The sequence below is a fragment of the Paenibacillus dendrobii genome (assembly GCF_009807035.1).
GTDB lineage: Bacteria > Bacillota > Bacilli > Paenibacillales > Paenibacillaceae > Paenibacillus_AQ > Paenibacillus_AQ dendrobii.
In genome coordinates this window covers 492712-515015 of sequence record NZ_WUBI01000004.1, presented here as the reverse complement: position 1 = coordinate 515015, position 22304 = coordinate 492712, and the positions used below count along the sequence as shown (strand labels likewise).

25 protein-coding genes and 1 riboswitch are annotated in these 22304 nt (G+C 50.0%); of the genes, 1 reads left to right on the top strand and 24 read right to left on the bottom strand.

Annotated elements, in window-relative coordinates; all coding sequences use genetic code 11:
• Window positions 1-143: 143 nt before the first annotated feature.
• The 4 genes from spoIIID to murA all read right to left on the bottom strand — a co-directional run bounded on the left by spoIIID (window position 144) and on the right by murA (window position 4819).
• Complete coding sequence (spoIIID, locus tag GRF59_RS23575; RefSeq protein ID WP_036715046.1) at window positions 144-425, bottom strand: sporulation transcriptional regulator SpoIIID; 282 nt, start codon at window positions 423-425, stop codon at window positions 144-146.
• Window positions 426-659: 234 nt separating this feature from the next.
• Window positions 660-1409, bottom strand: coding sequence for a M23 family metallopeptidase (locus tag GRF59_RS23570; protein ID WP_160500149.1), 750 nt, complete (start codon window positions 1407-1409; stop codon window positions 660-662).
• Window positions 1410-1714: 305 nt separating this feature from the next.
• Window positions 1715-3118 (bottom strand): stage II sporulation protein D, encoded by a 1404-nt coding sequence (spoIID, locus tag GRF59_RS23565; protein ID WP_237391996.1) that lies wholly within the window; start codon window positions 3116-3118, stop codon window positions 1715-1717.
• Between the two features lie 342 nt (window positions 3119-3460).
• On the bottom strand, window positions 3461-4819 hold the full coding sequence (murA, locus tag GRF59_RS23560) for a UDP-N-acetylglucosamine 1-carboxyvinyltransferase (protein ID WP_202128822.1): 1359 nt from the start codon (window positions 4817-4819) through the stop codon (window positions 3461-3463).
• Window positions 4820-4940: 121 nt separating this feature from the next.
• On the opposite strand from murA, the gene GRF59_RS23555 reads away from it, so the two are divergent.
• Window positions 4941-5114 carry a hypothetical protein gene (locus GRF59_RS23555; protein WP_160500147.1) on the top strand — a complete coding sequence of 58 codons (174 nt, stop codon included), beginning with the start codon at window positions 4941-4943 and terminating at the stop codon, window positions 5112-5114.
• A gap of 187 nt (window positions 5115-5301) precedes the next feature.
• Here GRF59_RS23555 and GRF59_RS23550 read toward each other — a convergent pair whose 3' ends face one another.
• From GRF59_RS23550 to spoIIR, 20 genes are all read right to left on the bottom strand, one after another.
• Window positions 5302-5559 carry a DUF1146 family protein gene (locus tag GRF59_RS23550; RefSeq protein ID WP_160500146.1) on the bottom strand — a complete coding sequence of 86 codons (258 nt, stop codon included), beginning with the start codon at window positions 5557-5559 and terminating at the stop codon, window positions 5302-5304.
• 269 nt (window positions 5560-5828) lie between these two features.
• Window positions 5829-6239 (bottom strand): F0F1 ATP synthase subunit epsilon, encoded by a 411-nt coding sequence (locus GRF59_RS23545; protein WP_160500145.1) that lies wholly within the window; start codon window positions 6237-6239, stop codon window positions 5829-5831.
• Window positions 6240-6293: 54 nt separating this feature from the next.
• Complete coding sequence (gene atpD / locus GRF59_RS23540; RefSeq protein WP_160500144.1) at window positions 6294-7697, bottom strand: F0F1 ATP synthase subunit beta; 1404 nt, start codon at window positions 7695-7697, stop codon at window positions 6294-6296.
• A 115-nt stretch (window positions 7698-7812) separates the two neighbouring features.
• Window positions 7813-8679: an ATP synthase F1 subunit gamma gene (gene atpG / locus GRF59_RS23535; protein WP_160500143.1), complete on the bottom strand. Its 867-nt coding sequence runs from the start codon at window positions 8677-8679 to the stop codon at window positions 7813-7815.
• 176 nt (window positions 8680-8855) lie between these two features.
• A complete protein-coding gene (atpA, locus tag GRF59_RS23530; protein ID WP_160500142.1) occupies window positions 8856-10370 on the bottom strand; it encodes a F0F1 ATP synthase subunit alpha in 1515 nt (504 codons plus the stop codon).
• 16 nt (window positions 10371-10386) lie between these two features.
• Complete coding sequence (locus GRF59_RS23525; protein WP_160500141.1) at window positions 10387-10935, bottom strand: F0F1 ATP synthase subunit delta; 549 nt, start codon at window positions 10933-10935, stop codon at window positions 10387-10389.
• Window positions 10932-11420, bottom strand: coding sequence for a F0F1 ATP synthase subunit B (atpF, locus tag GRF59_RS23520; protein ID WP_160500140.1), 489 nt, complete (start codon window positions 11418-11420; stop codon window positions 10932-10934). Before atpF ends, GRF59_RS23525 begins: the two co-directional genes overlap by 4 nt.
• Before the next feature lie 127 nt (window positions 11421-11547).
• Entirely contained in the window at window positions 11548-11772 is a 225-nt protein-coding gene (atpE, locus tag GRF59_RS23515) for a F0F1 ATP synthase subunit C (RefSeq protein ID WP_036706394.1), read from the bottom strand.
• 86 nt (window positions 11773-11858) lie between these two features.
• The gene (gene atpB, locus GRF59_RS23510) at window positions 11859-12668 is read right to left on the bottom strand and encodes a F0F1 ATP synthase subunit A (protein WP_160500139.1); all 810 of its coding nucleotides are present in this window, start codon (window positions 12666-12668) and stop codon (window positions 11859-11861) included.
• A 31-nt stretch (window positions 12669-12699) separates the two neighbouring features.
• The gene (locus GRF59_RS23505; protein WP_160500138.1) at window positions 12700-13077 is read right to left on the bottom strand and encodes an ATP synthase subunit I; all 378 of its coding nucleotides are present in this window, start codon (window positions 13075-13077) and stop codon (window positions 12700-12702) included.
• Complete coding sequence (locus GRF59_RS23500) at window positions 13070-13324, bottom strand: AtpZ/AtpI family protein (RefSeq protein ID WP_160500137.1); 255 nt, start codon at window positions 13322-13324, stop codon at window positions 13070-13072. The genes GRF59_RS23505 and GRF59_RS23500 overlap by 8 nt, the downstream gene beginning before the upstream one ends.
• A 178-nt stretch (window positions 13325-13502) precedes the next feature.
• Window positions 13503-14663 (bottom strand): non-hydrolyzing UDP-N-acetylglucosamine 2-epimerase, encoded by a 1161-nt coding sequence (gene wecB, locus GRF59_RS23495; RefSeq protein ID WP_160500136.1) that lies wholly within the window; start codon window positions 14661-14663, stop codon window positions 13503-13505.
• A 21-nt stretch (window positions 14664-14684) separates the two neighbouring features.
• Entirely contained in the window at window positions 14685-15314 is a 630-nt protein-coding gene (gene upp, locus GRF59_RS23490) for a uracil phosphoribosyltransferase (protein WP_160500135.1), read from the bottom strand.
• A 395-nt stretch (window positions 15315-15709) separates the two neighbouring features.
• On the bottom strand, window positions 15710-16960 hold the full coding sequence (locus tag GRF59_RS23485) for a serine hydroxymethyltransferase (RefSeq protein WP_160500300.1): 1251 nt from the start codon (window positions 16958-16960) through the stop codon (window positions 15710-15712).
• A 42-nt stretch (window positions 16961-17002) separates the two neighbouring features.
• Entirely contained in the window at window positions 17003-17611 is a 609-nt protein-coding gene (locus GRF59_RS23480; RefSeq protein ID WP_160500134.1) for a TIGR01440 family protein, read from the bottom strand.
• 12 nt (window positions 17612-17623) lie between these two features.
• The gene (gene rpiB / locus GRF59_RS23475) at window positions 17624-18079 is read right to left on the bottom strand and encodes a ribose 5-phosphate isomerase B (RefSeq protein ID WP_160500133.1); all 456 of its coding nucleotides are present in this window, start codon (window positions 18077-18079) and stop codon (window positions 17624-17626) included.
• Between the two features lie 189 nt (window positions 18080-18268).
• Window positions 18269-18351: riboswitch (ZMP/ZTP riboswitch) on the bottom strand.
• A 60-nt stretch (window positions 18352-18411) separates the two neighbouring features.
• A complete protein-coding gene (locus GRF59_RS23470; RefSeq protein WP_160500132.1) occupies window positions 18412-18999 on the bottom strand; it encodes an arsenate reductase/protein-tyrosine-phosphatase family protein in 588 nt (195 codons plus the stop codon).
• Window positions 19000-19372: 373 nt separating this feature from the next.
• Entirely contained in the window at window positions 19373-19933 is a 561-nt protein-coding gene (locus tag GRF59_RS23465) for a manganese efflux pump MntP (RefSeq protein ID WP_160500131.1), read from the bottom strand.
• 83 nt (window positions 19934-20016) lie between these two features.
• On the bottom strand, window positions 20017-21153 hold the full coding sequence (locus GRF59_RS23460) for an L-threonylcarbamoyladenylate synthase (protein WP_237391995.1): 1137 nt from the start codon (window positions 21151-21153) through the stop codon (window positions 20017-20019).
• A gap of 285 nt (window positions 21154-21438) precedes the next feature.
• Window positions 21439-22188: a stage II sporulation protein R gene (gene spoIIR, locus GRF59_RS23455; protein WP_160500129.1), complete on the bottom strand. Its 750-nt coding sequence runs from the start codon at window positions 22186-22188 to the stop codon at window positions 21439-21441.
• Window positions 22189-22304 lie beyond the last annotated feature (116 nt).

Below are 22304 nucleotides of genomic sequence, written 5' to 3'. Positions count from 1 at the left end.
AAAGTCCCTTTTCGACAAGATGCGGCAGGAATATGTATAATAGGGATGCAGGGATCACAATTTTCGACCTTATACCATCTTTTAACATATCATACTTCAGGGGACGGATTCAATGGCTTAAAGCGGCTTTTCCTTCGCAAAAACTATGATTTGGCCGATGCCACGGCTTCGCGCTTTTTCGTCTTTTTGTACTTGATTTTCGTGGCTTCCCCTCCGCGGAGATGACGGATCGATTTGTGATATTCGAGAATATGCTTAACCTGGTCTGCCAGATCCGGATTGATCTCCGGCAAGCGTTCGGTCAAGTCCTTATGCACTGTGCTTTTTGATACGCCAAATTCTTTGGCAATTGTCCGGACCGTGTGCTTTGTCTCCACGATACAACGTCCAATTTTAATCGTCCGTTCCTTGATGTAATCGTGCACGCTCCCGCCTCCCTACTGTGGATAGTTTGGTACATTATATGAGGGGCGTGCCTATATATTCGCGCTTTCAGGACCTGACAAGCTACGCAAGGCCCATTTATTTTCGGGAGCACGCAAAAAAGGCAGGGATTTCCCTGCCTTTTTCATGCCGTTTTTTGAGATCAGAAGGTTGATGTACCGAAGCATGCGCTCCTGATCCCGTAAGAAAAACTTCCGCTTCGACAGACGTTTTTCTTATTTTTTGGGAAGCAGATCTTCCGGATTCATCGGCGTACCCTTTTCATACACTTCAAAGTGTACATGGTTGCCAAGTTCCTTTTCGACTTCACTGCGTCCGGCCGTACCGATCGTGTCGCCTTGTTTTACCGTATCCCCAACTTTGACTTTCGCATCGGAGAGAGCCTGGTATACCGTTTTCACGTCATTATCATGCGTGATTTCGATGACCGTACCCGTCAGCGGCGGGTTCAGTTCCACACGGCTTACTTTACCGTCAAGTGCTGCTTTGACTTCAAACGTCTTATCGTCTTCACGGCCCAAGTCTACACCGATGTTCGGCGTAAACGTGTCGTTGTACTGCACCATGGCTGCCTGATTGTTCTCGGCAGTTCCATTTTCCTCAAAGAACGGCTTCACGACTTTGACATCCTTGGCATCGGCTACCGGCCATGCCAGGTCTACGACTGTTGCAGTGACTTCTACAGCATTTGGATCCTTGGCAGCATCCTTACCCGCTTCATTCGTGGTAGGGGCCGTTGCAGTCTCCGATACTTTAGCAGGGTCTTGAGCGAGTTTCTTCTGGCTGGCATCCTGGTAGACCCAAACTAAGGTTAGTATAATTGCTGCTGCGGCCACGTAAGCTGCCGGGTATACCCACCGTTTGGACAACAGCTTTTTCCATGCAGACGGCTGGCTAACCAGCTCTCCCTGTGATTTTTTAGGAGTTTCTCCATGGTTTTGATTACTTTTGTTTTGTTCATTCATATGGTTATCACCTCAGTAATCATTGTTACCGGGGTCAAACCTTTTATACGTATCTCTTATATTATTTTTTCTAAAAGGATAGAGCATGATCATTTGTAACTCTGCAAAGCCGAAGCTACCGGGCTTGACCAGAGGCATCAGCCTGGCTGCACCTCTCAATCTCTCTACCGTGACAGGTAATGAAAAAGATGTTGCATCTATAGAACTCTCTGCATTCTGTATCTCTCATTCTGTTTTCTATATTCCTCGCCGGATTCCTCTAATAGTGATGACTCGATATCAAAGGAACGGGTATGAGGCGAAAACTACTTTTTAACGAAATCCGAAGCTTTCGAAAATTGGATGCCAGTATAGTAGTGTTTCATAATTTCGGTTGCCGTATAACCTTCCTTGGCCATTCCTTCCGCTCCCCACTGGCTCATGCCCACGCCGTGCCCGTAACCGTATGTTGTGATCAGTACATCATCGCCGGAGGTCTTCCAGCTAAATTCACTGGAACGGAGACCCAATTTCTCACGCACTTCACGGCCAGTGAACTTTACCCCTCCGATTGTAATCTCCTTGATGCGATGTCCCGCGGTCGATGATAGAACCTCTATGAAAGGTTGATTCTCTCCCATCGTCGCAGCCGGTACGCTCTTGCCTGCCAATCCGAGTTTGGTCAGAAAGTCTCCCCGGCTCATTTTTACGGTTTCTTCGTATCCCGGCGCCTGCTTGTCCCATGGACTAGCCACGCTGCGGAGGTACGGGATGTTCTGGCTCCAATAATCTTCTGAGTTTTCGGTATATCCGTTGCCGGTAGAGAAGAAGGAAGCTGTAATAGGCTTGCCTTTATAGGTCATGATGGTATTCCGGGACTCCTCAACCGCGCGCTTTATCTTGGCCAGCTGCTCGGACTTTCCCTTCCACTGTGTCTCGAGCTGTTCCTTAGAGAGATAGGCCTGGTGGTTAACGGTATCGGTCACATCCGCCTGCAAGCCGGGTACGCCGCTCTTATCCCCGTCCGCCAGTCTGCGTACGATAAATGTCCGTGCCGCAACCGCTTGTGCCTTAAGCGCCTCTAAATCGAATTCCGCCGGCATCTCTGCGGCGATTACGCCAACAACATAGTCTTCTAGTGACAATGTCTCCACCTTGCCCGTCTTTGATAGATAGACGGACACCTGCGGCTGTGTCAGTACTTGAGGCACTGTTGCCGGAGCGGTCGGCGCAGGTATGGGCGCCGGGTTAGGCACTTCCTTGTGGTGCGTTGCCACCACAAGCGCAGGGATCAGCAGCGCCAGCGTGAGCAGCCCCCCCGCCCAGTAAGCAGCGGGGGGCACTCTGCGGGCGCTGCCCGGGCGGTGCGGCCACCTGGCGCCGCTGCGGCCGCTTGTAGGCGGCGTGGCCCATGGCCGCCGGGCGCCTACGGGCTCGCCCGGCTGTGGATGCCGGAGCGGTTCACGCGGCTCCGGCATCTCTGGCGCAGCAGCGGCCTGTGGCGTCTGCACAGAAGCACCCGGCAGCCCGCTGAGGTGCTGCCGGGGCTTGGGCCTGGGGCCAGCATCGGGCTGAGGCCGCAGGCCCGATACTGGCCCTCCGGCCGGGATCCGTTCCCGCCCGCCCCCTGCTGCAGCTTTTGCATCCGGCTGATCTATAGGAATGTCCGGCCCTGCCGTTTTATTTCTCTGCGCAACAGATACTTTAATTTGTGTCCGCGGGTCGTTCATATGTTTCCTACCTCCATTTGTCGTTGATCATCTGTTTGATTCAGACACTCAAATTTCCTCGGATCCGGATTCGGAACCGCCGTTCAATTTGAACGTCGGCACTATCTTAATCTTTCGCGCCTCTTAGACCCGATAATGATAGTTATGAGCCAATTACAAATGATAGAACCGTTTTTGAGAGAATAGGAGGATTCATATGGGAGGAACAAGCGGAACAAGCAAAAAAGACCAAACCCCGAAGGGTTCGGTCTTTCCTGAGATTTTATAATCATTTACAGTCCAGGTTATTGCCTTTTTCCAGTACAATGTTATTCTCGTTTCTCATAAGAGAACCGAAAACGGTTATACCCAGGTTGGCTGAACATTGAACAGAGGAACTTCCACCTCTTCTTCCAGTTCCACCTTTTTCTTCGCAATGACCGGTTGGTCCAGCACAGGCTCTTCCACGGAGATGCGCCAGATATCGGCGCCCAGCCCGGAAAGCTTCTCGGCCAGATCCACATATCCGCGGTCGATATGGTGCGTTCCGCTCACTTCTGTGGTTCCTTCCGAAATAAGGCCCGCCAGAATCAAAGCTGCTCCTGCACGCAAATCCGTAGCGCATACTTTCGCGCCTTTCAGATTCGCTCCGCCAGTAACAATTGCTGTACGGCCTTCTACCTTGATCTCTGCATTCATGAGTTGAAATTCATCCACGTGCATGAAACGGTTCTCAAAGACGGTCTCGGTTACCACGCTCGTGCCTTGGGATTTCAGCAGCAAGGCCATCATTTGTGACTGCATGTCGGTTGGAAAGCCTGGATAAGGAAGAGTTTTAATGTCCACAGCCTTCAGCGGCTGATCCGCCGTGACACGCACGCCGTTCTCATCCGGTTCAATGGAAACGCCCATCTCTTCCAGCTTCGCAATCACTGGGCCGAGGTGGTCCGCTATCGCTCCTTCGACATACACATCGCCGCCGGTGATCGCTGCGGCCACCATGTAAGTACCAGCTTCAATCCGGTCAGGAATGACCGTATGATCTGTACCATGCATTTTTTCGACGCCTTCGATCCGGATCACGCCTGTGCCCGCACCGCGAACATTGGCACCCATTCCGTTCAGGTAGTTGGCCAAATCGACAATTTCCGGCTCTTTCGCCGCATTTTCGATTACGGTCACGCCTTCAGCAAGAGTGGCGGCCATCATAATATTTTCAGTAGCGCCTACGCTGGCTACATCCAGATAGATTTTAGCCCCACGCAGTCTGCCATTCATTTTCGCCTCAATGTATCCTTGTCCAAGGCTGATCTCGGCACCTAAAGCTTCAAAGCCTTTCAAGTGCTGATCAATCGGTCTTGTTCCAATTGCGCAGCCGCCCGGCAGAGAAATCCTCGTATGCCCCATTCTTGCGAGCAAAGGACCCATGACCAGAAAAGACGCACGCATTTTTCGCACCCATTCGTAAGGTGCTTCGCAAGAGGAAATAGCTTGGGCATCAACCCTCATTACATCATTTTCGTATGTAATGCTTGCACCTATCGATTCCAACACTTTGCTGATTGTAATTACATCGTCAAGAGGAGGTGCGTCATAAATGACACTTACTCCTTCTTCCCCAAGAAGAGAGGCAGCGATGATCGGAAGAACTGAATTTTTTGCTCCGCTGACTTTCACGCTTCCGGTCAGTTTATTGCCACCGCGGACGATAAATTTGCTCATCATGATTCCCTCCGCGTTCATTTTTTTCCACAAATTCTGTATTTTCAAGAAATTACATTGCTAATTCCCTAACTTCCATCATAACACCGACCTTTTCATGGATACAAGCGTTTTTTGGCGAATGAGACCCAAAACACGGCTGATCCTGGGACTGAAGGCCTATTGCCTGAACTCAGCCGGATCTGTCAATGAAGCAGAGGGATTTTCGTGCACACCGAATCTGCTGCGCAAAGCCCAAAATCAATTGTTTAACACGGGGTTTTACCAGCATGAAATCTTTTATAAATTGAACTAAAGAAGAGACAAACCTTCTCCTGTCATCTCATCGGGTAATTCAGAAGGCATTATATTATGCTTTAGTTCATTTTATACTGTTGTATTCATTGTTGACATAAAAAAATGTTATTATTCGACACATTCATTGTCCATCCGACATCCTGTGTGACAACAACCTAACAGAGATATAACCAAAGAAGGCTTCGTTAAAACATATACTTAACCATTTGGCTCCAACTCAAGTAATCAAGCAGGAACTTAGCTACGAAATGTCCCAAAACGATGGCCAGCAGCAGATGAAGCAGCTTGCCCTGTGCGCTCTTGGGAAAGCGAATGAACAGGTCTAGCTTCAGATTCTGCAGAGCCCACCAAGACAGACCAATACAGATCAGAGAGACGATAATCGAGATCAGACCGCTGACACCCATACTGCCCACCAGGTTGTTCTTGAGGTTTGAATCCATTATGACACCTCCATCTTTTTCGAATTGACCCATCATCATACATTCAAAGGGACTATTATATAATACTGGGCAGCGACCAAAGAATCCAGCATCAAATTCGTAATTACCAAATTCTTTTTCGATAAAGCGCTTTCTCTACATATGTTGGTTCATTTCCTCGGAAATATTCCCAATAATAACTTCTGATTCTACTTTTTGTACCCTTATTCAACAGCTCTTACAAAAAAACAGCCCGTCTCCAAACGACAGAGACGGGCTGGACAGCTTATTTACTTTTTACCGCCAAAAACGGTGATCCGGTTAATGGCTTTTTGCAGAGCCAGTTCGGCGCGGCGGAAATCAACTTCATCCTGCTTGCCGCTGACTGCAAGGCGACGCTCCGCGCGTTCCTTGGCAGCCTCAGCACGCTGCAGATCGATTTCTTCGGCCGTTTCGGCGCTTTCTGCCAAAACAACCACCTTGTCCTTACGGATTTCCACAAAGCCGCCATTCACCGCGATCTGGCTTGTTTTCTTGCCAGTTTTGATGATAAGTGGAGCGACTTGAAGCGGGGTAACCATAGGAATGTGTCCCGGCAAGATACCGAGATCGCCTTCCACTCCCCGAACCGTCAGGCTTTCTACCTCTCCGGAATATGCCAAGTGATCCGGCGTCACAATTTCCAATAAAAAGGTACTCACGTTCATCCCTCCTGAACAGCTCGCTTCGGCAAGCTATAGCTTCCCTTGCAGGACCTATTCCAGTGTTTTTGCTTTTTCTACGGCTTCGTCGATCGTTCCTACGAAGAGGAAAGCTGCTTCAGGAAGATCATCGTGTTTACCATCAAGGATTTCCTTGAAGCTGCGGATCGTTTCTTTGACAGGTACATACGTACCTGGCATGCCGTTAAATGCTTCCGCAACGTGGAACGGTTGGGACAAGAAACGTTGTACTTTACGCGCACGAGCTACGAGCAGTTTGTCGTCCTCGCTCAGCTCATCCATACCGAGGATTGCGATAATATCTTGAAGCTCATTATAGCGGGCAAGAAGCTGCTTAACGCCTTGAGCTACGTTATAATGCTCTTCGCCTACAATTTCAGGTGCCAGGATACGGGAACTTGAAGCGAGTGGATCCACCGCTGGGTAAATACCCATCTCGGAGATTTTACGCTCAAGGTTCGTTGTAGCATCCAAGTGAGCAAATGTCGTTGCAGGAGCCGGGTCAGTGTAGTCATCCGCAGGCACGTAGATCGCCTGAATGGATGTTACAGAGCCCTTTTTCGTGGAAGTGATACGCTCTTGCAGCTGACCCATTTCCGTTGCCAGCGTAGGCTGATAACCTACCGCGGACGGCATACGGCCGAGCAAGGCGGATACTTCGGAACCGGCTTGGGTAAAGCGGAAAATGTTGTCGATAAAGAGCAGCACGTCTTTGCCTTCTTCGTCACGGAAGTATTCCGCCATCGTCAGGCCTGTCAATGCTACGCGAAGACGCGCACCCGGTGGTTCGTTCATTTGTCCGAATACCATCGCGGTCTTACTGATAACGCCGGAGTCGCTCATTTCATGATACAAGTCATTACCTTCACGAGTACGTTCACCAACACCCGCAAATACGGAGATACCGCCGTGTTCCTGCGCGATGTTGTTGATCAGTTCCTGGATCGCAACGGTTTTACCTACACCCGCGCCTCCGAACAAACCGATCTTACCACCCTTTTGGTAAGGAGCAAGAAGGTCGATAACCTTGATTCCTGTCTCAAGCATTTCAGCTTGTGTGGACAGCTCATCATATTTTGGAGCTTCGCGGTGAATTGGGTTGTTCACTTCAGCAACCACATCACCCGCTTGGTCAATCGGCTGGCCGAGAACGTTAAATACACGGCCAAGTGTTACGGAACCTACCGGAACCGAAATTGGAGCGCCTTGATCGACAGCTTCCAATCCACGAACCAGGCCGTCTGTGGACGACATCGCGATACAACGTACGATGTTATCACCCAGATGGTTTGAAGCTTCCAGGGTCAAGTCAATTTGGCGTCCGCCAGCGACAGTGCCCTCAATTTTAATCGCATTGAAGATTTCCGGAAGTTGACCTCTTTCAAACTCGATGTCGACAACCGCACCCATAATGCTGATTACGCGTCCTTTGTTCATCTTTTTGATTCCCTCCTACAAGTCTGCTTATATGCAAACCATCATCGTAAGCTGCAAGTAGCTTAACGCCATATTCCGTTCATGGGGTTTGTCATTGATACATAAAACATTATTCTTATGCCTGAGCGTTCGCTCCGGCCACGATCTCGGAAATTTCTTGAGTAATGGCAGCCTGACGCGCACGGTTGTACGTAAGTGTCAAATCGCCAATCAGTTTGGATGCATTCTTCGTCGCAGCGCCCATCGCTGTCATCTTCGCTCCGAGCTCACTCGCTTTGCCGTCCAGCAGCGCGCTGAAAATCAACGTTTCCGCATATCTTGGCAGAAGCACTTCAAGCACGCCTTCCGGAGACGGTTCGTACTCGTAGCTTGCCGTTACGCCGGTTGTTTGACTTTCCATGCTTTCCATTGGCAGAAGCTGATCCACTTCAGGAACCTGAGTCAGTGCGTTCACGAAGCGGTTGTAGCAGATAAACAGTTCATCGATCTGAGAATCTTCAAACTGACGGACCGCCGCATAAGCGATCGACTTGATATCCGAGAAGGAAGGCGTATCGGACAAATCGGTAACTTCCTTCACAACCGGCATTTCGCGGCGGCGGAAGTAGTCACGACCTTTACGTCCGATGACGAAAATAACGTATTCATCAGTCGACTTGTGCTTCTCTTTGATTGTCGTCATCACTTTTTTCAAAATGTTGGCGTTATATCCACCGGCAAGACCACGGTCCGAGGTAATAACCAGGTAACCGGTCTTTTTCACGGGACGTTTCTCAAACATCGGATGCTTGATGCCTTTCGTACCCGAAGCGATGCTGGACACCACTTCTTTCAGCTTATCCGAGTATGGACGTGCATGCTGTGCCATTTCCTGAGCTTTTCTAAGCTTGGAGGCAGCAACCATTTCCATCGCTTTCGTGATTTGCTTCGTACCTTGAATACTCTTGATCTGACGTTTTATTTCACGCAATCCTCTTGCCATGTTTTCACCACCTTCAAACTTTGGCGAAGCCAAAGTTAACTTCGTAAGCGTAAATCGAACTTTGGCAGAGCCAAAGTTTACTTCGAAAGCAATAGCTAAGCTTTGACTGCAGTGTCAAAGCGCTTATATCTGAAAAAGATGAATCCGAGCCTTGCGGCCCGGTTCATGTTAATGACTTACGCCATCACAGCAAAGCCTCTTTTGAATTTTGCGATCGCATCTTTCAAAGCCGCTTCATTGTCAGCGACCAGATCTTTGGTATCACGAATGGAAGCCAGGATTTCCGGATGATTGCTCGCCAGGAATGCCAGGAATTCTTTTTCGAAGCGGCGGATATCGCCCACTGGAATGTCATCCAAATGGCCTCTAACTGCCGTGTACAAGCTGGCAACCTGCTGCTCAACCTGGAGCGGCTGGTTAACCCCTTGCTTCAGAATTTCCATCAGTCTTGCACCACGGTTCAAGCGGGCAAGCGTGGATTTATCCAAATCGGAACCGAACTGGGAGAACGCTTGAAGCTCACGGTATTGGGCAAGGTCGAGCTTCATACCGCCGGCTACTTTTTTCATGGCCTTGATTTGCGCGGAACCGCCGACACGGGATACGGAGATACCCACATTGATCGCCGGACGCTGACCTGCATAGAACAGCTCGGATTCAAGGAAAATCTGACCGTCCGTAATCGAGATTACGTTCGTCGGAATGTATGCCGATACGTCGGAAGCTTGTGTTTCAATGAATGGCAAAGCGGTTAATGAACCTCCACCCAATGCATCACTCAGCTTCGCTGCACGTTCCAGCAAACGGGAATGCAGATAGAATACGTCACCAGGATATGCTTCGCGGCCTGGAGGACGCTTCAAGAGCAAGGAAAGTTCGCGGTATGCAGCTGCTTGTTTGGACAAGTCATCATAGATGATCAGCGCATGCTCGCCTTTATACATAAAGTACTCACCCATTGCACAGCCCGCATAAGGAGCGATGTACAGGAGTGGGGATGGCTCGGAAGCCGATGCTGTAACGATGATCGTGTAATCAAGCGCGCCATGACGACGGAGAGATTCGACCACCTGTGCTACAGTAGATTGCTTTTGTCCGATTGCAACATAGATACATTTTACGCCATTGCCCTTTTGGTTAATGATCGTATCGATTGCAATTTGGGTTTTACCGGTTTGACGGTCACCAATGATGAGCTCGCGCTGGCCACGGCCAATTGGAACCATGGCGTCAATGGCCTTGATACCCGTTTGCATTGGCTCATGTACCGATTTACGATCGATAACGCCAGGAGCCATGTTCTCTACCGGACGGTATTCAGCGGCTTCAATCGGGCCTTTGCCATCCAGCGGTTCACCCATAGGGTTAACAACACGTCCGAGAAGTCCTTCGCCTACAGGAACCTGCATGATGCGGCCGGTACGTTTCACTTGGTCGCCTTCTTTGATTTCCTTGTAAGGTCCCAGGATAACGACACCGACATTGCTTTCTTCAAGGTTCAGCGCAAGACCGGAGACACCGTTTGCGAATTCCACGAGCTCGCCGGACATTACGTTTTCAATACCGTGAACACGAGCAATACCGTCGCTTACTTGAATAACGGTACCGACTTCGGATACCTCGATATCTGATTTATATTGTTCAATTTGACTTTTAATCAGCGTACTGATTTCTTCAGGTCTGATACTCAAGTGTCTTCACCCCTATCTACTGTGCTTGTCTAATAAAAGACTTTTCAAGCCGTTCCAGTTTCCCTGCCAGACTGCCGTCATACAGCATATCGCCGATGATGACTTTCACGCCGCCGAGCAGACTTTTATCAACCACGTTGTTCACGCGAATTTTCTTGTTAGCCAAGGCTCCAAATTGTGCAGCAACGGCCTCCTGCTCCTGCTCACTCAGCGGATAAGTGGAGTACACCATAGCATCCGCAATGCCGAGGCTTTCGCCTTCGATCCGGATATAGCTATCCAGAAGATCCGAAAGGGTATCAGCTCTGCCCCGCTCAATGAGCAGTTCAATGGTATTGATGACCGGCTGGGATACTTTCTCTTGAAGGGCTCTCTTCAGCACATCCAGTTTCACTGATTCGGAAATGTTGGGTGTGGAGATAAACTTCTGCACATCATCGCTCGCCGCAATGGCTTCCACGACAGCCTTCAGTTCCTGTTCCACTTCCAGCGTCTTCTGCTGCTGTGCAGCCACTTCAAACAGCGCCTTTGCGTAACGCTTGGCTGCTATTGTGTCCCGGCTCATGGTCTGCCCCCTACCTCTTTAAGGTATTGGTCCACGAGCTCTTCCTGTACATTGTTGCTGCTCACTTCTTTTTCAAGCAGCTTGGAAGCGATCTTCACAGACACGGCGCCCACTTCGTTGCGCAGTTCCTGAACCGCCTTGTTCTTTTCGCTTGCGATGTCGCGAACCGCTTCTTCTTTGATGCGGGACGCTTCTTCCTTCGCTTGTGCCATCAACTGATCAGCCTGTTTGCTGCTCGTTTGTTTGGATTGTTCGATAATTTCGTATGCTTCCTTGCGAGCCGCCTCGAGAGCTTGTTTTTGCTCCTCTACATAAGCGACTGCCTGATCACGGGTTTGCGATGCTTCGTTCATTTGCTGCATCACCAGCTCGCGGCGTTTTTCCATGATGGAAAAGAGCGGTCCGAAAGCATACTTGTTGAGAAGCAGATACAAAATCACAAATGCGATTAACGCGAGTACAAAAGACGCGATGTTAATACTCAAATCTAGTCACTCCTTTCCGGTGCACGTACACTGCCGTTCACTCTCGCTTCCGAAAGAATCATTCTGACGGCTAAAAAGAAGGCGCGGATGGCCGTGGCCTTCCCCGCCAAACCTTGCTCGTTTTAAATTATGCTCCTGCGTAGAACAAGAACGCGAGTACTACACCGATGATTGGAAGGGCTTCGACCAGACCTACACCGATAAACATTGTTGTTTGAAGCGTGGATTTCGCTTCTGGTTGACGAGCGATACCTTCAACTGTCTTACTTACGATCAAACCGTTACCAATACCTGCGCCAAGTGCGCCCAAACCTACTGCGATAGCAGCTGCCAAAAATGCCCAAACTCCCATTTGTAAAATCCTCCTTAGAGATGTGTATTTGTTAGAATTTATGTTTTAGTTAAGAGTGAAGCATTGCTTCAGCTTAACTGTTGAAGCTAATGTTCGTGTTCGTCGTGCGTCTCGATCATTTGCGAGATGTACACCATGGTCAGGATCGTAAAGACGAAGGCCTGAATGGCGCCGACGAAAATACTGAAGCCCTGCCAAACAACGAGTCCGAGTGCGGAAGCAACCCAGCCCACAGCGCCAAGCGCTGTCAATTTCAGCAATACGGAGATCAGAACTTCACCCGCGAAAATGTTACCGAATAGACGCATGCCCTGCGTGAGCAGTTTAGCGAACTGTTCGATGACGTTGATCGGGAAGAAGAACCAGTACGGCTGGAAATAGTGTTTAAAATAACTCTTCGTATTCTTCGTTATTCCGAGGAAATGCGACAGCAGGAAGACAATCAAAGCCAGTGCCATCGTTACCGAAGCGTCGGCCGTCGGCGATTTCCACCAAGCAACTCCAACTTCTTCAACATCCGGATGTTTCGCAAACTCTTCCGTCACGGATGTGATCTCCTTACCGAAGATGTGAGCATGGCTCGCATCATGGTAATCAGTGACGATACCAAACGGTAAACCCAGCAAGTTCGCTACGAAGATGAACATGATGAACGTGAGGCCAAGAGACAAGAAGTGCTTCCCTTTTTTCCAGTCCATCGTACTCGAAATCAGGCCTTGAACGAATTCAACTGCCCATTCCATGAAGTTTTGCAGTTTGCCCGGATTTTCCACAGACAGATTTCGGGTTGCCAACTTGGCAATCACGAAGACGACAATACATGTCACGATGAGCATCAGGATAATGGAAAGGTCAAATGGAATGCCGCCCAATTCAATAATCGGTGATTTATGCATGTTTTTCTCACCCCTTTCTCAGTTGAACAATCTACTCTTCCTTACGAGACAATCGAATTCCTATGAATAAGAGAAGGAACTGCGATAAGATCAGGGTAGCTGCAACAGCGTAAAGATTGAACGTCTCCGGCTTCTGATAAGCCACTACAACGGCCAGCACGCTTATGGCAGCGCGGGTCATAAACCCCATATTCACCTTTTTACCTTCTCCGCCGGTGACAGTATCCAACACTTTCTGCACCTTGTACCCCAGATAAAAGCTGTTAAGCAAACTTACGCTGGAGCCAAGCACCATACCTAGCGCAATGCTCCGGTATTGCGGAAAGACAGCAGCACCCAAAAAGCAAAGGGCCAGGAAATAAAGTGTGGTTCTGGTCAATACCCTGCGGTATTTCCATAATTCATTCATCACTTTCCCCCATGACTGCCTTGGTGATCATAAAAACGCTTACGCCGCCGATCAGGAGCCCAAGCAGAACGCCAAAGGCGATCCACAGTCCTGGTCCTCCCAAAACCTTGTCCAGCCAGGAGCCCAGATAAAAGCCCCCCAAAGTGCATGCTGCCAGGTCAATTCCGATTGCGCTTACAAGTCCCATATATTTCATAGGGCTTGCATTGTTTTTATTGGTTTTTAGCGGCTTTTCAGGTTTACTCATTTTCAGTCCACCCTCATAATCCCAGTTCATTTTACTGAATGTCACAAGAGTTTGTCAATTGAGCGAATGCATGTCATTTCAGCCTGAAACTATGAAAATAATCACAGCAAAACGCTTCAAAACCGTGTAAACCGTACAGTTTAACTGTATGCTGTACTCTTAGCCCTAAGAATATGGCTTAACTTTCCTTTGTGAACTTTCTGTGAAATTGTTCTGGACGCTCGTTTTTGATGCCAAAATGATGCAAAATCGCCTGAACTATCCGTTCTGAAGCTTTGCCGTCTCCATACGGATTTGCCGCCCCGCTCATCGAGTCGTAAAGGGCCTGATCGCTGAGCAATTTTTTGGTGCGCTCGTAAACGGTCTCTTCATCCGTTCCTACCAGTTCGAGTGTACCGGCATCTATTCCTTCCGGACGCTCGGTCGTATCACGGAGCACAAGTACAGGAACGCCATAAGAAGGGGCTTCTTCCTGGAGTCCGCCGGAATCCGTCAGAATCAAATGGGTATGAGGATAGAAATTATGCAGGTCCACGACATCCAGCGGCTCAATTAGTTTGATTCTAGGATGTCCGCCCAGTACAGCATGTGCTGGTTCTTTGACTGCCGGACTCGGATGCACCGGGTAAACGATGGCAATGTCCTCAAACTCGTCGGCAATCCGCTTGACAGCCCGGAAAATATTCATATGCGGTTCACCCTGGGATTCCCGGCGATGGGCCGTCATGAGAACAAGCCTTTTGCCTGCGGCCCAGTCTAGTACGGGATGGTGGTAGTCAGGCCGTACGGTATATTGAAACACATCGGTCACCGTGTTGCCTGTGACATATATTCTTGATTCATTTTTATTCTCTTTTTTCAAATTGCCCGCAGACCATTCGGTTGGCGCAAAGTGAAGATCCGCAAGAACGCCCGTAAGCTGCCGATTCATCTCTTCGGGATAAGGAGAAAGCTTGTTCCAGGTGCGTAGTCCCGCCTCCACATGTCCTACTTGAATCTGCTGCAGGAACGATGCATAGCTGGCCAGGAAGGTCGTTAACGTATCCCCATGCACCAGTACGATATCCGGCTTCGCTTCACGCAGAACAGGCTCCAGCCCTTCCAGCACGCGGATGGTAATTTCATTCAGCGTCTGGCGGTCCTTCATGACATCCAGATCGTAATCCGGCGTAATTTTGAAAACTTCCAACACCTGATCCAGCATTTGGCGGTGCTGCGCGGTAACGCAGACCACCGATTCGATATGCTCGGGATGTTTTTCCAGTTCCAGAATGAGCGGAGCCATCTTAATGGCTTCCGGGCGCACCCCGAAAATGGTCATTACTTTTATTTTAGACATGAGTTATACCCTCTTTTCGCTTCACTTGGTTCCGTATAGACGGTCTCCCGCGTCACCAAGACCCGGTACGATATATCCATGGTCGTCCAATTTTTCGTCGAGAGCAGCAACATAGATGTCCACATCAGGATGAGCTTCCTGTACCGCTCTAACACCCTCTGGGGCAGCGATCAGATTCATCATCTTAATCTGGGTGCAACCGCGTTTTTTCAGCACGTCAATCGCCGCAATCGCCGATCCGCCAGTAGCCAGCATCGGATCGATCACAATCAGCTCGCGCTCAGTTACATCTGTAGGCAGCTTGGTGTAGTATTCTACGGGCTGCAGCGTTTCAGGGTCACGGAACAGGCCGACATGCCCTACTTTCGCTGCAGGGATCAGTTTTAGCATCCCGTCGAGCATGCCAAGACCCGCACGCAAAATCGGGATAAGCCCAAGCATGCGTCCGGCGAGAACCTTGCCGTCCATTTCGGCTACAGGTGTTTGGACCTTAACCGTTTCAAGTGGAACCTCACGTGTAATCTCATAAGCCATCAAAGAAGCAACCTCATCTACAAGTTCACGAAAATCCTTTGTGTTTGTCCGCACATCACGGATAAATGTCAGCTTGTGTTGAATCAAAGGGTGATCACAAATCACCAGTTTTCCCATTGTTTTGTCCCTCCGGTAATTGTAAGTCTTAGTGCTGCCAGTGCCGGTTTTGCCTTGCGCAAATACGTGCAGGTACACAAATCCTGTTTATTATATCATTCCCTGAAATGAAATTGCACCTACATAAAATGAATTAAAGCTTGTTTCACCCTTATCCTGCTTGCCCTATTCTTAATGAGCGGATGCTTCTCTATTTCAATTCATTTACATAAGACATGTTTATTTTCGCCATAATATGCCGCAAATTAAACCTTTTGTGACAACGGGACTTTCATGGGAAAAGGCTATCTGATGTTTGTAAGGGCACGATGTCCCCGAAATGACTATAAAAAAAAGGCTGGAGGCCAGGCCTCCAGCCTTTTTTCTATATATCGAAAGCGTCCAAATATGTTAAATTAGTAAGTCAATTCAGGGTAAAGCGGATATTGATCCGTCAATTCCTTCACCAGGGCAGCAGCTTTAGTCAAAACGGTGTCATCCTTAGGCTGTTTCAGCGTCATGGCGATGATTTGGCCAATTTTTACCATCGCATCCTCGTCCATGCCCCGCGAAGTAGCGGCAGGGGTACCGATCCGGATACCGCTGGTTACAAACGGGCTGGTTGGATCGAAAGGAATAGCATTTTTGTTGACCGTGATGCCAATCGAGTCCAGAACCTTTTCCGCTTCTTTGCCAGTGATATTCACGCTGCGCGTATCCACCAGCATCAAGTGGTTGTCTGTTCCGCCGGAAACGATGTTCAAGCCTTCGCTGATCAAAGTCTCAGCCAACACATTGGCGTTTTTCACGACGTTTTGGGCATAGGTTTTGAAGGATGGATCCAGCGCTTCACCGAGAGCGACAGCTTTGGATGCAATCACATGCATCAGCGGTCCGCCTTGGGAACCCGGGAATACGGCCTTATCGATAGCCTGTGCCCATGGCTTTCTGCACATAATCATGCCGCCACGAGGTCCGCGCAGTGTTTTATGCGTTGTGGTCGTAACGAAATGAGCATGAGGCACCGGGCTTTGATGAACGCCTGCAGCAACCAGTCCGGCAATATGCGCCATATCGACCATGAACAGTGCGCCCACGTCATTCGCGATGGAAGCGAAGGCTTCGAAATCAATTGCACGCGGATAGGCGCTGGCACCGGCAACGATCAGACGAGGACGGTGCTTGAAGGCAGCTTTGCGAACTTCATCATAATCGATCAGGAAGCTGTCTTCTTGAACGCCATAGGCCACGAAATTGTAAAGAAGGCCGGACGCGTTAACCGGGCTGCCGTGCGTCAGGTGTCCACCATGAGCCAAGTTCATGCCAAGCACGGTATCGCCAGGTTTAAGGGCAGCAAGGTATACCGCCATATTCGCTTGAGCGCCGGAATGCGGCTGAACGTTAACATGCTCTGCGCCGAATAATTCCTTCGCACGGTCACGGGCAATATCCTCGACGATGTCAACACGCTCACAGCCGCCATAGAAACGTTTACCTGGGTAACCTTCCGCATATTTATTCGTCAGGACGGAGCCCATGGCTTCCATCACCGCTTCGCTGACAATATTCTCCGAGGCAATCAGCTCGATGTTGCTGCGCTGACGTTTCAGTTCCAAATTCATCGCATCCAGTACAGCCGGGTCCTTCTTACGCAATTGATCCATAATTCCTTGTTCCTCCCTTGAATATAAATTCTCTTTTTTAGTTGTTTAATCGCAAAGATGGGCGTTTCCTTCTTCGGGTTGAGCATCCATCCTGTATACTGCTCTCTCCCCGCCAATCAGCTTGGGCCGGGTATAGGCAGTATTCACACGCGCTTCCCCGACATAGCGAAGCTGTGTACGGTAAGGAACGGCCACACGCCGCAAATGCATGCCAATCAGCGTTTCACCGATGTCGATGCCGGCATCAGCCTCGATGGCTTCGGCCAGACACGGGCTCTTCATGGACCGGTACGCCGCACTCGCCATGGAGCCTCCTGCCTTGGGAACCGGAACGGCAGCAACTTCGGTCAGACCCAAGCTTTCCAGTAAGGAGCGTTCCATCACCAGCGCACGATTCAAATGCTCGCAGCACTGGAATACGACTTCAAAGCCATATTCCCCCCGAACCTTATCAATGCCTTCTAATAGCTCGTTTGCCACCTCAAGGGCTCCCGAAGTGCCGATGCGGCGTCCTGCTACTTCACTGGTGCTGGTCCCGACAACGACTACCTTGCCGGGTCCAAGTGCGGCAGCCTCTGCCAGCTCGCGTAAAATTACCGACACTTGCTCTTTTAGTGAAACTTCCGATGGGACACCCGAATGGGTGTTTTCCATACGAACACCTCCCTAATGCTGCAGATAACGGTCCTCAATGGCCTTGATTTTGTTTACGCGTCCGACATGCCGCTCACCTCCGCTGAACGGCGTACCGATCCAGGTCTTCACGATTTCCTGCGCAAGGCCCGGGCCAATGACGCGTTCGCCCATCGCGAGGACATTGGAATCGTTATGCTCGCGGGTCGCCTTGGCGGAAAACACATCATGCACCAGTGCGCAGCGAATGCCGGGAACCTTGTTTGCTGCAATGCTCATACCAATTCCAGTTCCGCAGATCAGAATGCCGCGATCAGCCTCGCCCGAGGTTACCTGCTCGCATACAGGCAGGGCGTAGTCAGGATAATCCACAGAGTCAGCACAGCTGCACCCTACGTCCGTAACCTCATGTCCCATCTCCCGAATGACGGCAATGATGTCTTCTTTTAAACGCACTCCCGCGTGGTCTGTTCCCACAGCAATCTTCATCTCTTGAAATACCTCCCTGAAATTTCGTGCTATTGTGACTTCTCGTACCATTATACCCTATTTCAGAGCGGTAAGATGAAAATAACCTCGCAAAATGAAGCCTCTTCTCCGCAGGTTTCTTATGGATACTTTGCGGGGAACCCACACTTAAATACAAAAAAGAGCAGTCCGCAGATATCCGCAGAATTGCTCTTTTGCCCAGGCGACCGGCCGTATCTTCCGGTGCTCCATCGTGGTTTGATCCACATCTGTCGCCAGTTACACCGGAACCGAGTATTTTTCACACCCATCATAAAACATTCAAGACTGAAAAGCAATAAGTAAAATTACCATCAGGAAGTATGGAATGACTCCAGTTTATCCAGCAAACGCTCAATTGCCGTGCGAATTTCTGCCGCGGCCAAATCATAATCCTCACGAGATCCGCCGAATGGATCAGAAATATCGAAACTTGGCACCCGCTGCTGAATTTCGATCAGCCGCTCCCTCTCCGCATCGCTCAGATCCTGTCCAAGCGAACGCTTGACCTCCCAAGTCGCGTATAGGCTGTCAAGCTCGGCAAGATCATCCAGCACATCGCCATCACTTTCGGCGTATTCCTTGAGCGTGTACACTTTGTCAGCCGCCTGCGGAAAGCTCCGGATCACATGCTGCTTATGTCCTTGCGTCAGCGTGAGGATCAGATCAGACCAAATGACTGCATCCCGCTTTAACGACTTGGACGTCAAACGATCATCAATATCATGATCGCGCAGGACCGCCTCCGCATGACGGGACATCGACATTCCGTCCATAGCGGCAACACCGGCCGAACGCGCTTCAACTTCAATACCGCGGTCTTTCGCCATTTTACGAAGAAGACCTTCCGCCATCGGGCTGCGGCACGTGTTCCCTGTACATACAAACAAAATATGCTTCACGTCTATCGCACCTCCCGGATTGTTCTTTGGCGATTATTGTATAAGAAAAAAGTCTATCGGTAAACTTTCACAGAAGACAGACCGCATTTAGCGGATGTTTTTCTTGCGATATCAGGTAGGCGACGCTTCGAATTGTATTCTTCCTGATACCTAAAGAAAAACGTCTATCGGTAAACACGCATGGAAGACAGACCGCCTCTAGCAGATGTTTTTCTTGCGATATCAGTTAGCCGATACTTCGAATTGTATTCTTCCTGATATCTAAAGAAAAACGTCTATCGGTAAACACACATGGGAGACAGACCGCCTCTAGCAGATGTTTTTCTTGCATATCAGGATAACACAAGCTCGAGGTTTATACTTTCTAATATCTTCAAAAGATAAAGGCAAGGCCAAATCCGAGCAGGATCACGCCCCCGAGCGCCTCCCCCAAATCCCCTAAATTACGGCTCACTCTCCGGCCCAGAAGGAGCCCCATCACCGACATCGCTCCTCCGCAAATGCCGAATGCCAAAACCGTTAAAATCAAGTTACTCTGAAACATGCCGAGCGACACGCCAACGGAGAAGGAATCCACACTCACACTGAGTGAGAACAGAATCATCCCCAGAAGTGTGCGATGGTCTATCATCCGGGTATCGCCGCTTTTAAAGGAGTTAAATACCATATGAGCCCCTAGCAAAATCAGCAAGCCCCCAGCCGCATAGGTCGTGACCTGTCCCAGCAAAGAGCTCACATATTGGCCTGTGAATATACCCAGAAGCGGCATCAGAATATGAAAAAAACCGATAAGAACACTGATTTTGAGCACATGCAGCAGGCGAATCCCCTTCATGCCAATGCCAATCCCCAAGGAAAAAGCGTCCATCCCTAAAGCGGCGGCCATAATTAGGACGGTAATCAGCTGCCCTAAACCGGCAGATGTCTCAAACATTCCAACTCCCCCATGTCCGTTAGGTTCTTGTACAACCATATGCGGACAATAGGACAATCATGACTTGTACATGCAGGCAATGCTTAACGGGCAGTTGCATCGAGATGGATCACCGTTTGCCCGGCGGCCTTGCGCAGACGGTTCATAATAGCGGCCCCAATCCCTTCTTCAGGACAGGCCTCGGATAAAATAAAGCCGATATTCTCCTCATCCATTCGGCGCAACGCAGCATATAACCGATGTGCCGCCGTGCTCAAATCGGACAGGCTGCCCAGCGATTCGATGCAATCGGCCTGATATCGGCCAATATGCTCATCAAAGGCGAGAACTCCCGTCCGTTCCCCGCGTCCCGCGGCTTCTTGCAAATTCCTGCTCATGTATTCAGATACCTTGTTTGATGCGCCGGTTATGATGCTTAACGTTCCCTTCGGCGCATAATGGGTATATTTCATACCCGGAGCCCGGGGTGCCAGATCTCCGGCAGTATCTGATTCCGGCAAAATTGCAGGATCCAGTTGAACGGAAGCGCCGGCTGCCTGAGACAATTGCTCCAGCGTGATCCCTCCCGGACGCAGTACGGTAACACTGCCGTCCTCAGAAACCTGAATGACGGTCGATTCCACGCCCACCCCCGTCGCGCCGCCATCAACGACTCCGTCAATGAAGCTGCCCAGGTCTTCCACGACATGGCTGGCCAGCGTCGGGCTAGGTCTGCCCGAACGGTTCGCGCTCGGAGCCGCCACCGGACATCCAGACTCCTCGATCAGGGCCAATGCTACCGGATGATCCGGCATACGGATGCCCACGGTGTCCAATCCTGCCGTCACGCGCGGGGACAGGACGTTCGCCTTAACCGGGAGCACGACCGTCAGCGGCCCGGGCCAGAAGGCTTCCATCAGCTTTCGAGCTGCCGGGCTTACATGCTCAACTAACCCCTCCAGCTGCGCATTCTTGGATATATGGACGATCAAGGGATTGTCCGAGGGTCTTCCCTTCGCAGCGAATACCGCCTCCACGGCAGCCGTCGACCGGGCATCTGCCCCCAGTCCATATACCGTCTCCGTCGGAAAAGCGACGACGCCTCCATCTCGAAGGAGCATCGCCGCGTCTTTGACCTTCTCCCGGAGCTTGGCAGGGTCTGCTGCCGTTTCAGAATCAATATGCCAATAAGGAGCGGACGGCATACGGCCAGTCCCGATTTCTTTTTCAATATGCGCCATTTCCATCCCGTCTTTCTCTTCGTATTCATCACATATCTAAAAAAGCGCCAAGGCCTTTGACAGAAGCTGCGGTCTAGCCGCTAACCTGCTGCCCATGGACATAGCACTTTATCGTTCGTTTAAAGTCAGAATATAACACTTGGGCAGTGCCAAATGATTCGATAACCGCAAGCCAACATATCGCTTCTTCAGCGGACTGCTTTCGTACGTACGGCCACCCAGCGCTATCTTTCATAAATATATTAACACAGATCGAACAAAAACGCCTCGGCCGAACAGACTCCCTTAAAACAAGGACTTGAACCAGTTCACAATGCCTTCGAACAAATCCCAGAGGAAAAACCTCACTTCCGGTTCGGAAGCTTTCACTGGTGCAGCATCAGCCGCTTTCTCCGTTTGTCCGTCCACCTTCGCCGGAGTGTAAGCCGTTTTCTTCACTTTGCCGCCTTGCTCCTTGCCCGTCTCCGCTTTCGCTGTCGCAGGCTGCGCAGCCGCGTCTCCGCTCCCCGCATCGATAAAGCAAAGTGGCGGAAACAGCACGCACCACCAGTTTTGGCCCCTGCCCTCACCCAAGGTTATCCGCAGCGCTTCATAGTTTCCCGCCGGATATACCGTTCCTCCGTACAATTTCGTCGGAAACGGCACCACCGCAAGCTCAACATTGTAATCGTAAGTGATCCCTTTCTTCTCCAGCTCCCTGCCTACCAGATCATTCAGTTCAGGAAGGTGATGCCGGATCGTAACCCGTGCCTCTTCAATACTTTGCGGATTCTCCAGGTCTTTAACCCAGCCATCCATCTCTTCAACCACGGCATCACGGATTTGGCGTTTGACCAGTTGATCATCCGGATTATCCGAATTGGCCAGAATGCGAAGGCGTATCGATTCCTGCGGAATGGGGCCCCCAGCCACCGCCGCATCGGTTTTTTGTGCTTCCCAAGTCATGGCCAGCATGAACATAATACAAAAAATAATGGCAGTATTCTTAACCAAAGACCGGAGACGGTCCTCTTTTTCATGATTATGTTTGTACATATCGTTTGTGCCCCCTCTATCAAATCATCCTATGATAATGATCAGTATGTCCGGATTTGATAGAGTCTAAACACAGGTTTCTATGAATCTATGATTTGGGCGGAATGTATTTTTTT

Coding starts and splice junctions, on each gene's coding strand:
- GRF59_RS23570 (WP_160500149.1), bottom strand. CDS start 1,409: ATGAATGAACAAAACAAAAGTAATCAAAACCATGGAGAAACTCCTAAA.
- spoIID (WP_237391996.1), bottom strand. CDS start 3,118: ATGAACGACCCGCGGACACAAATTAAAGTATCTGTTGCGCAGAGAAAT.
- murA (WP_202128822.1), bottom strand. CDS start 4,819: ATGAGCAAATTTATCGTCCGCGGTGGCAATAAACTGACCGGAAGCGTG.
- GRF59_RS23555 (WP_160500147.1), top strand. CDS start 4,941: ATGAGACCCAAAACACGGCTGATCCTGGGACTGAAGGCCTATTGCCTG.
- GRF59_RS23550 (WP_160500146.1), bottom strand. CDS start 5,559: ATGGATTCAAACCTCAAGAACAACCTGGTGGGCAGTATGGGTGTCAGC.
- atpD (WP_160500144.1), bottom strand. CDS start 7,697: ATGAACAAAGGACGCGTAATCAGCATTATGGGTGCGGTTGTCGACATC.
- atpG (WP_160500143.1), bottom strand. CDS start 8,679: ATGGCAAGAGGATTGCGTGAAATAAAACGTCAGATCAAGAGTATTCAA.
- GRF59_RS23525 (WP_160500141.1), bottom strand. CDS start 10,935: ATGAGCCGGGACACAATAGCAGCCAAGCGTTACGCAAAGGCGCTGTTT.
- atpE (WP_036706394.1), bottom strand. CDS start 11,772: ATGGGAGTTTGGGCATTTTTGGCAGCTGCTATCGCAGTAGGTTTGGGC.
- atpB (WP_160500139.1), bottom strand. CDS start 12,668: ATGCATAAATCACCGATTATTGAATTGGGCGGCATTCCATTTGACCTT.
- GRF59_RS23505 (WP_160500138.1), bottom strand. CDS start 13,077: ATGAATGAATTATGGAAATACCGCAGGGTATTGACCAGAACCACACTT.
- GRF59_RS23500 (WP_160500137.1), bottom strand. CDS start 13,324: ATGAGTAAACCTGAAAAGCCGCTAAAAACCAATAAAAACAATGCAAGC.
- wecB (WP_160500136.1), bottom strand. CDS start 14,663: ATGTCTAAAATAAAAGTAATGACCATTTTCGGGGTGCGCCCGGAAGCC.
- upp (WP_160500135.1), bottom strand. CDS start 15,314: ATGGGAAAACTGGTGATTTGTGATCACCCTTTGATTCAACACAAGCTG.
- GRF59_RS23480 (WP_160500134.1), bottom strand. CDS start 17,611: ATGGAAAACACCCATTCGGGTGTCCCATCGGAAGTTTCACTAAAAGAG.
- rpiB (WP_160500133.1), bottom strand. CDS start 18,079: ATGAAGATTGCTGTGGGAACAGACCACGCGGGAGTGCGTTTAAAAGAA.
- GRF59_RS23465 (WP_160500131.1), bottom strand. CDS start 19,933: ATGTTTGAGACATCTGCCGGTTTAGGGCAGCTGATTACCGTCCTAATT.
- GRF59_RS23460 (WP_237391995.1), bottom strand. CDS start 21,153: ATGGCGCATATTGAAAAAGAAATCGGGACTGGCCGTATGCCGTCCGCT.
- spoIIR (WP_160500129.1), bottom strand. CDS start 22,188: ATGTACAAACATAATCATGAAAAAGAGGACCGTCTCCGGTCTTTGGTT.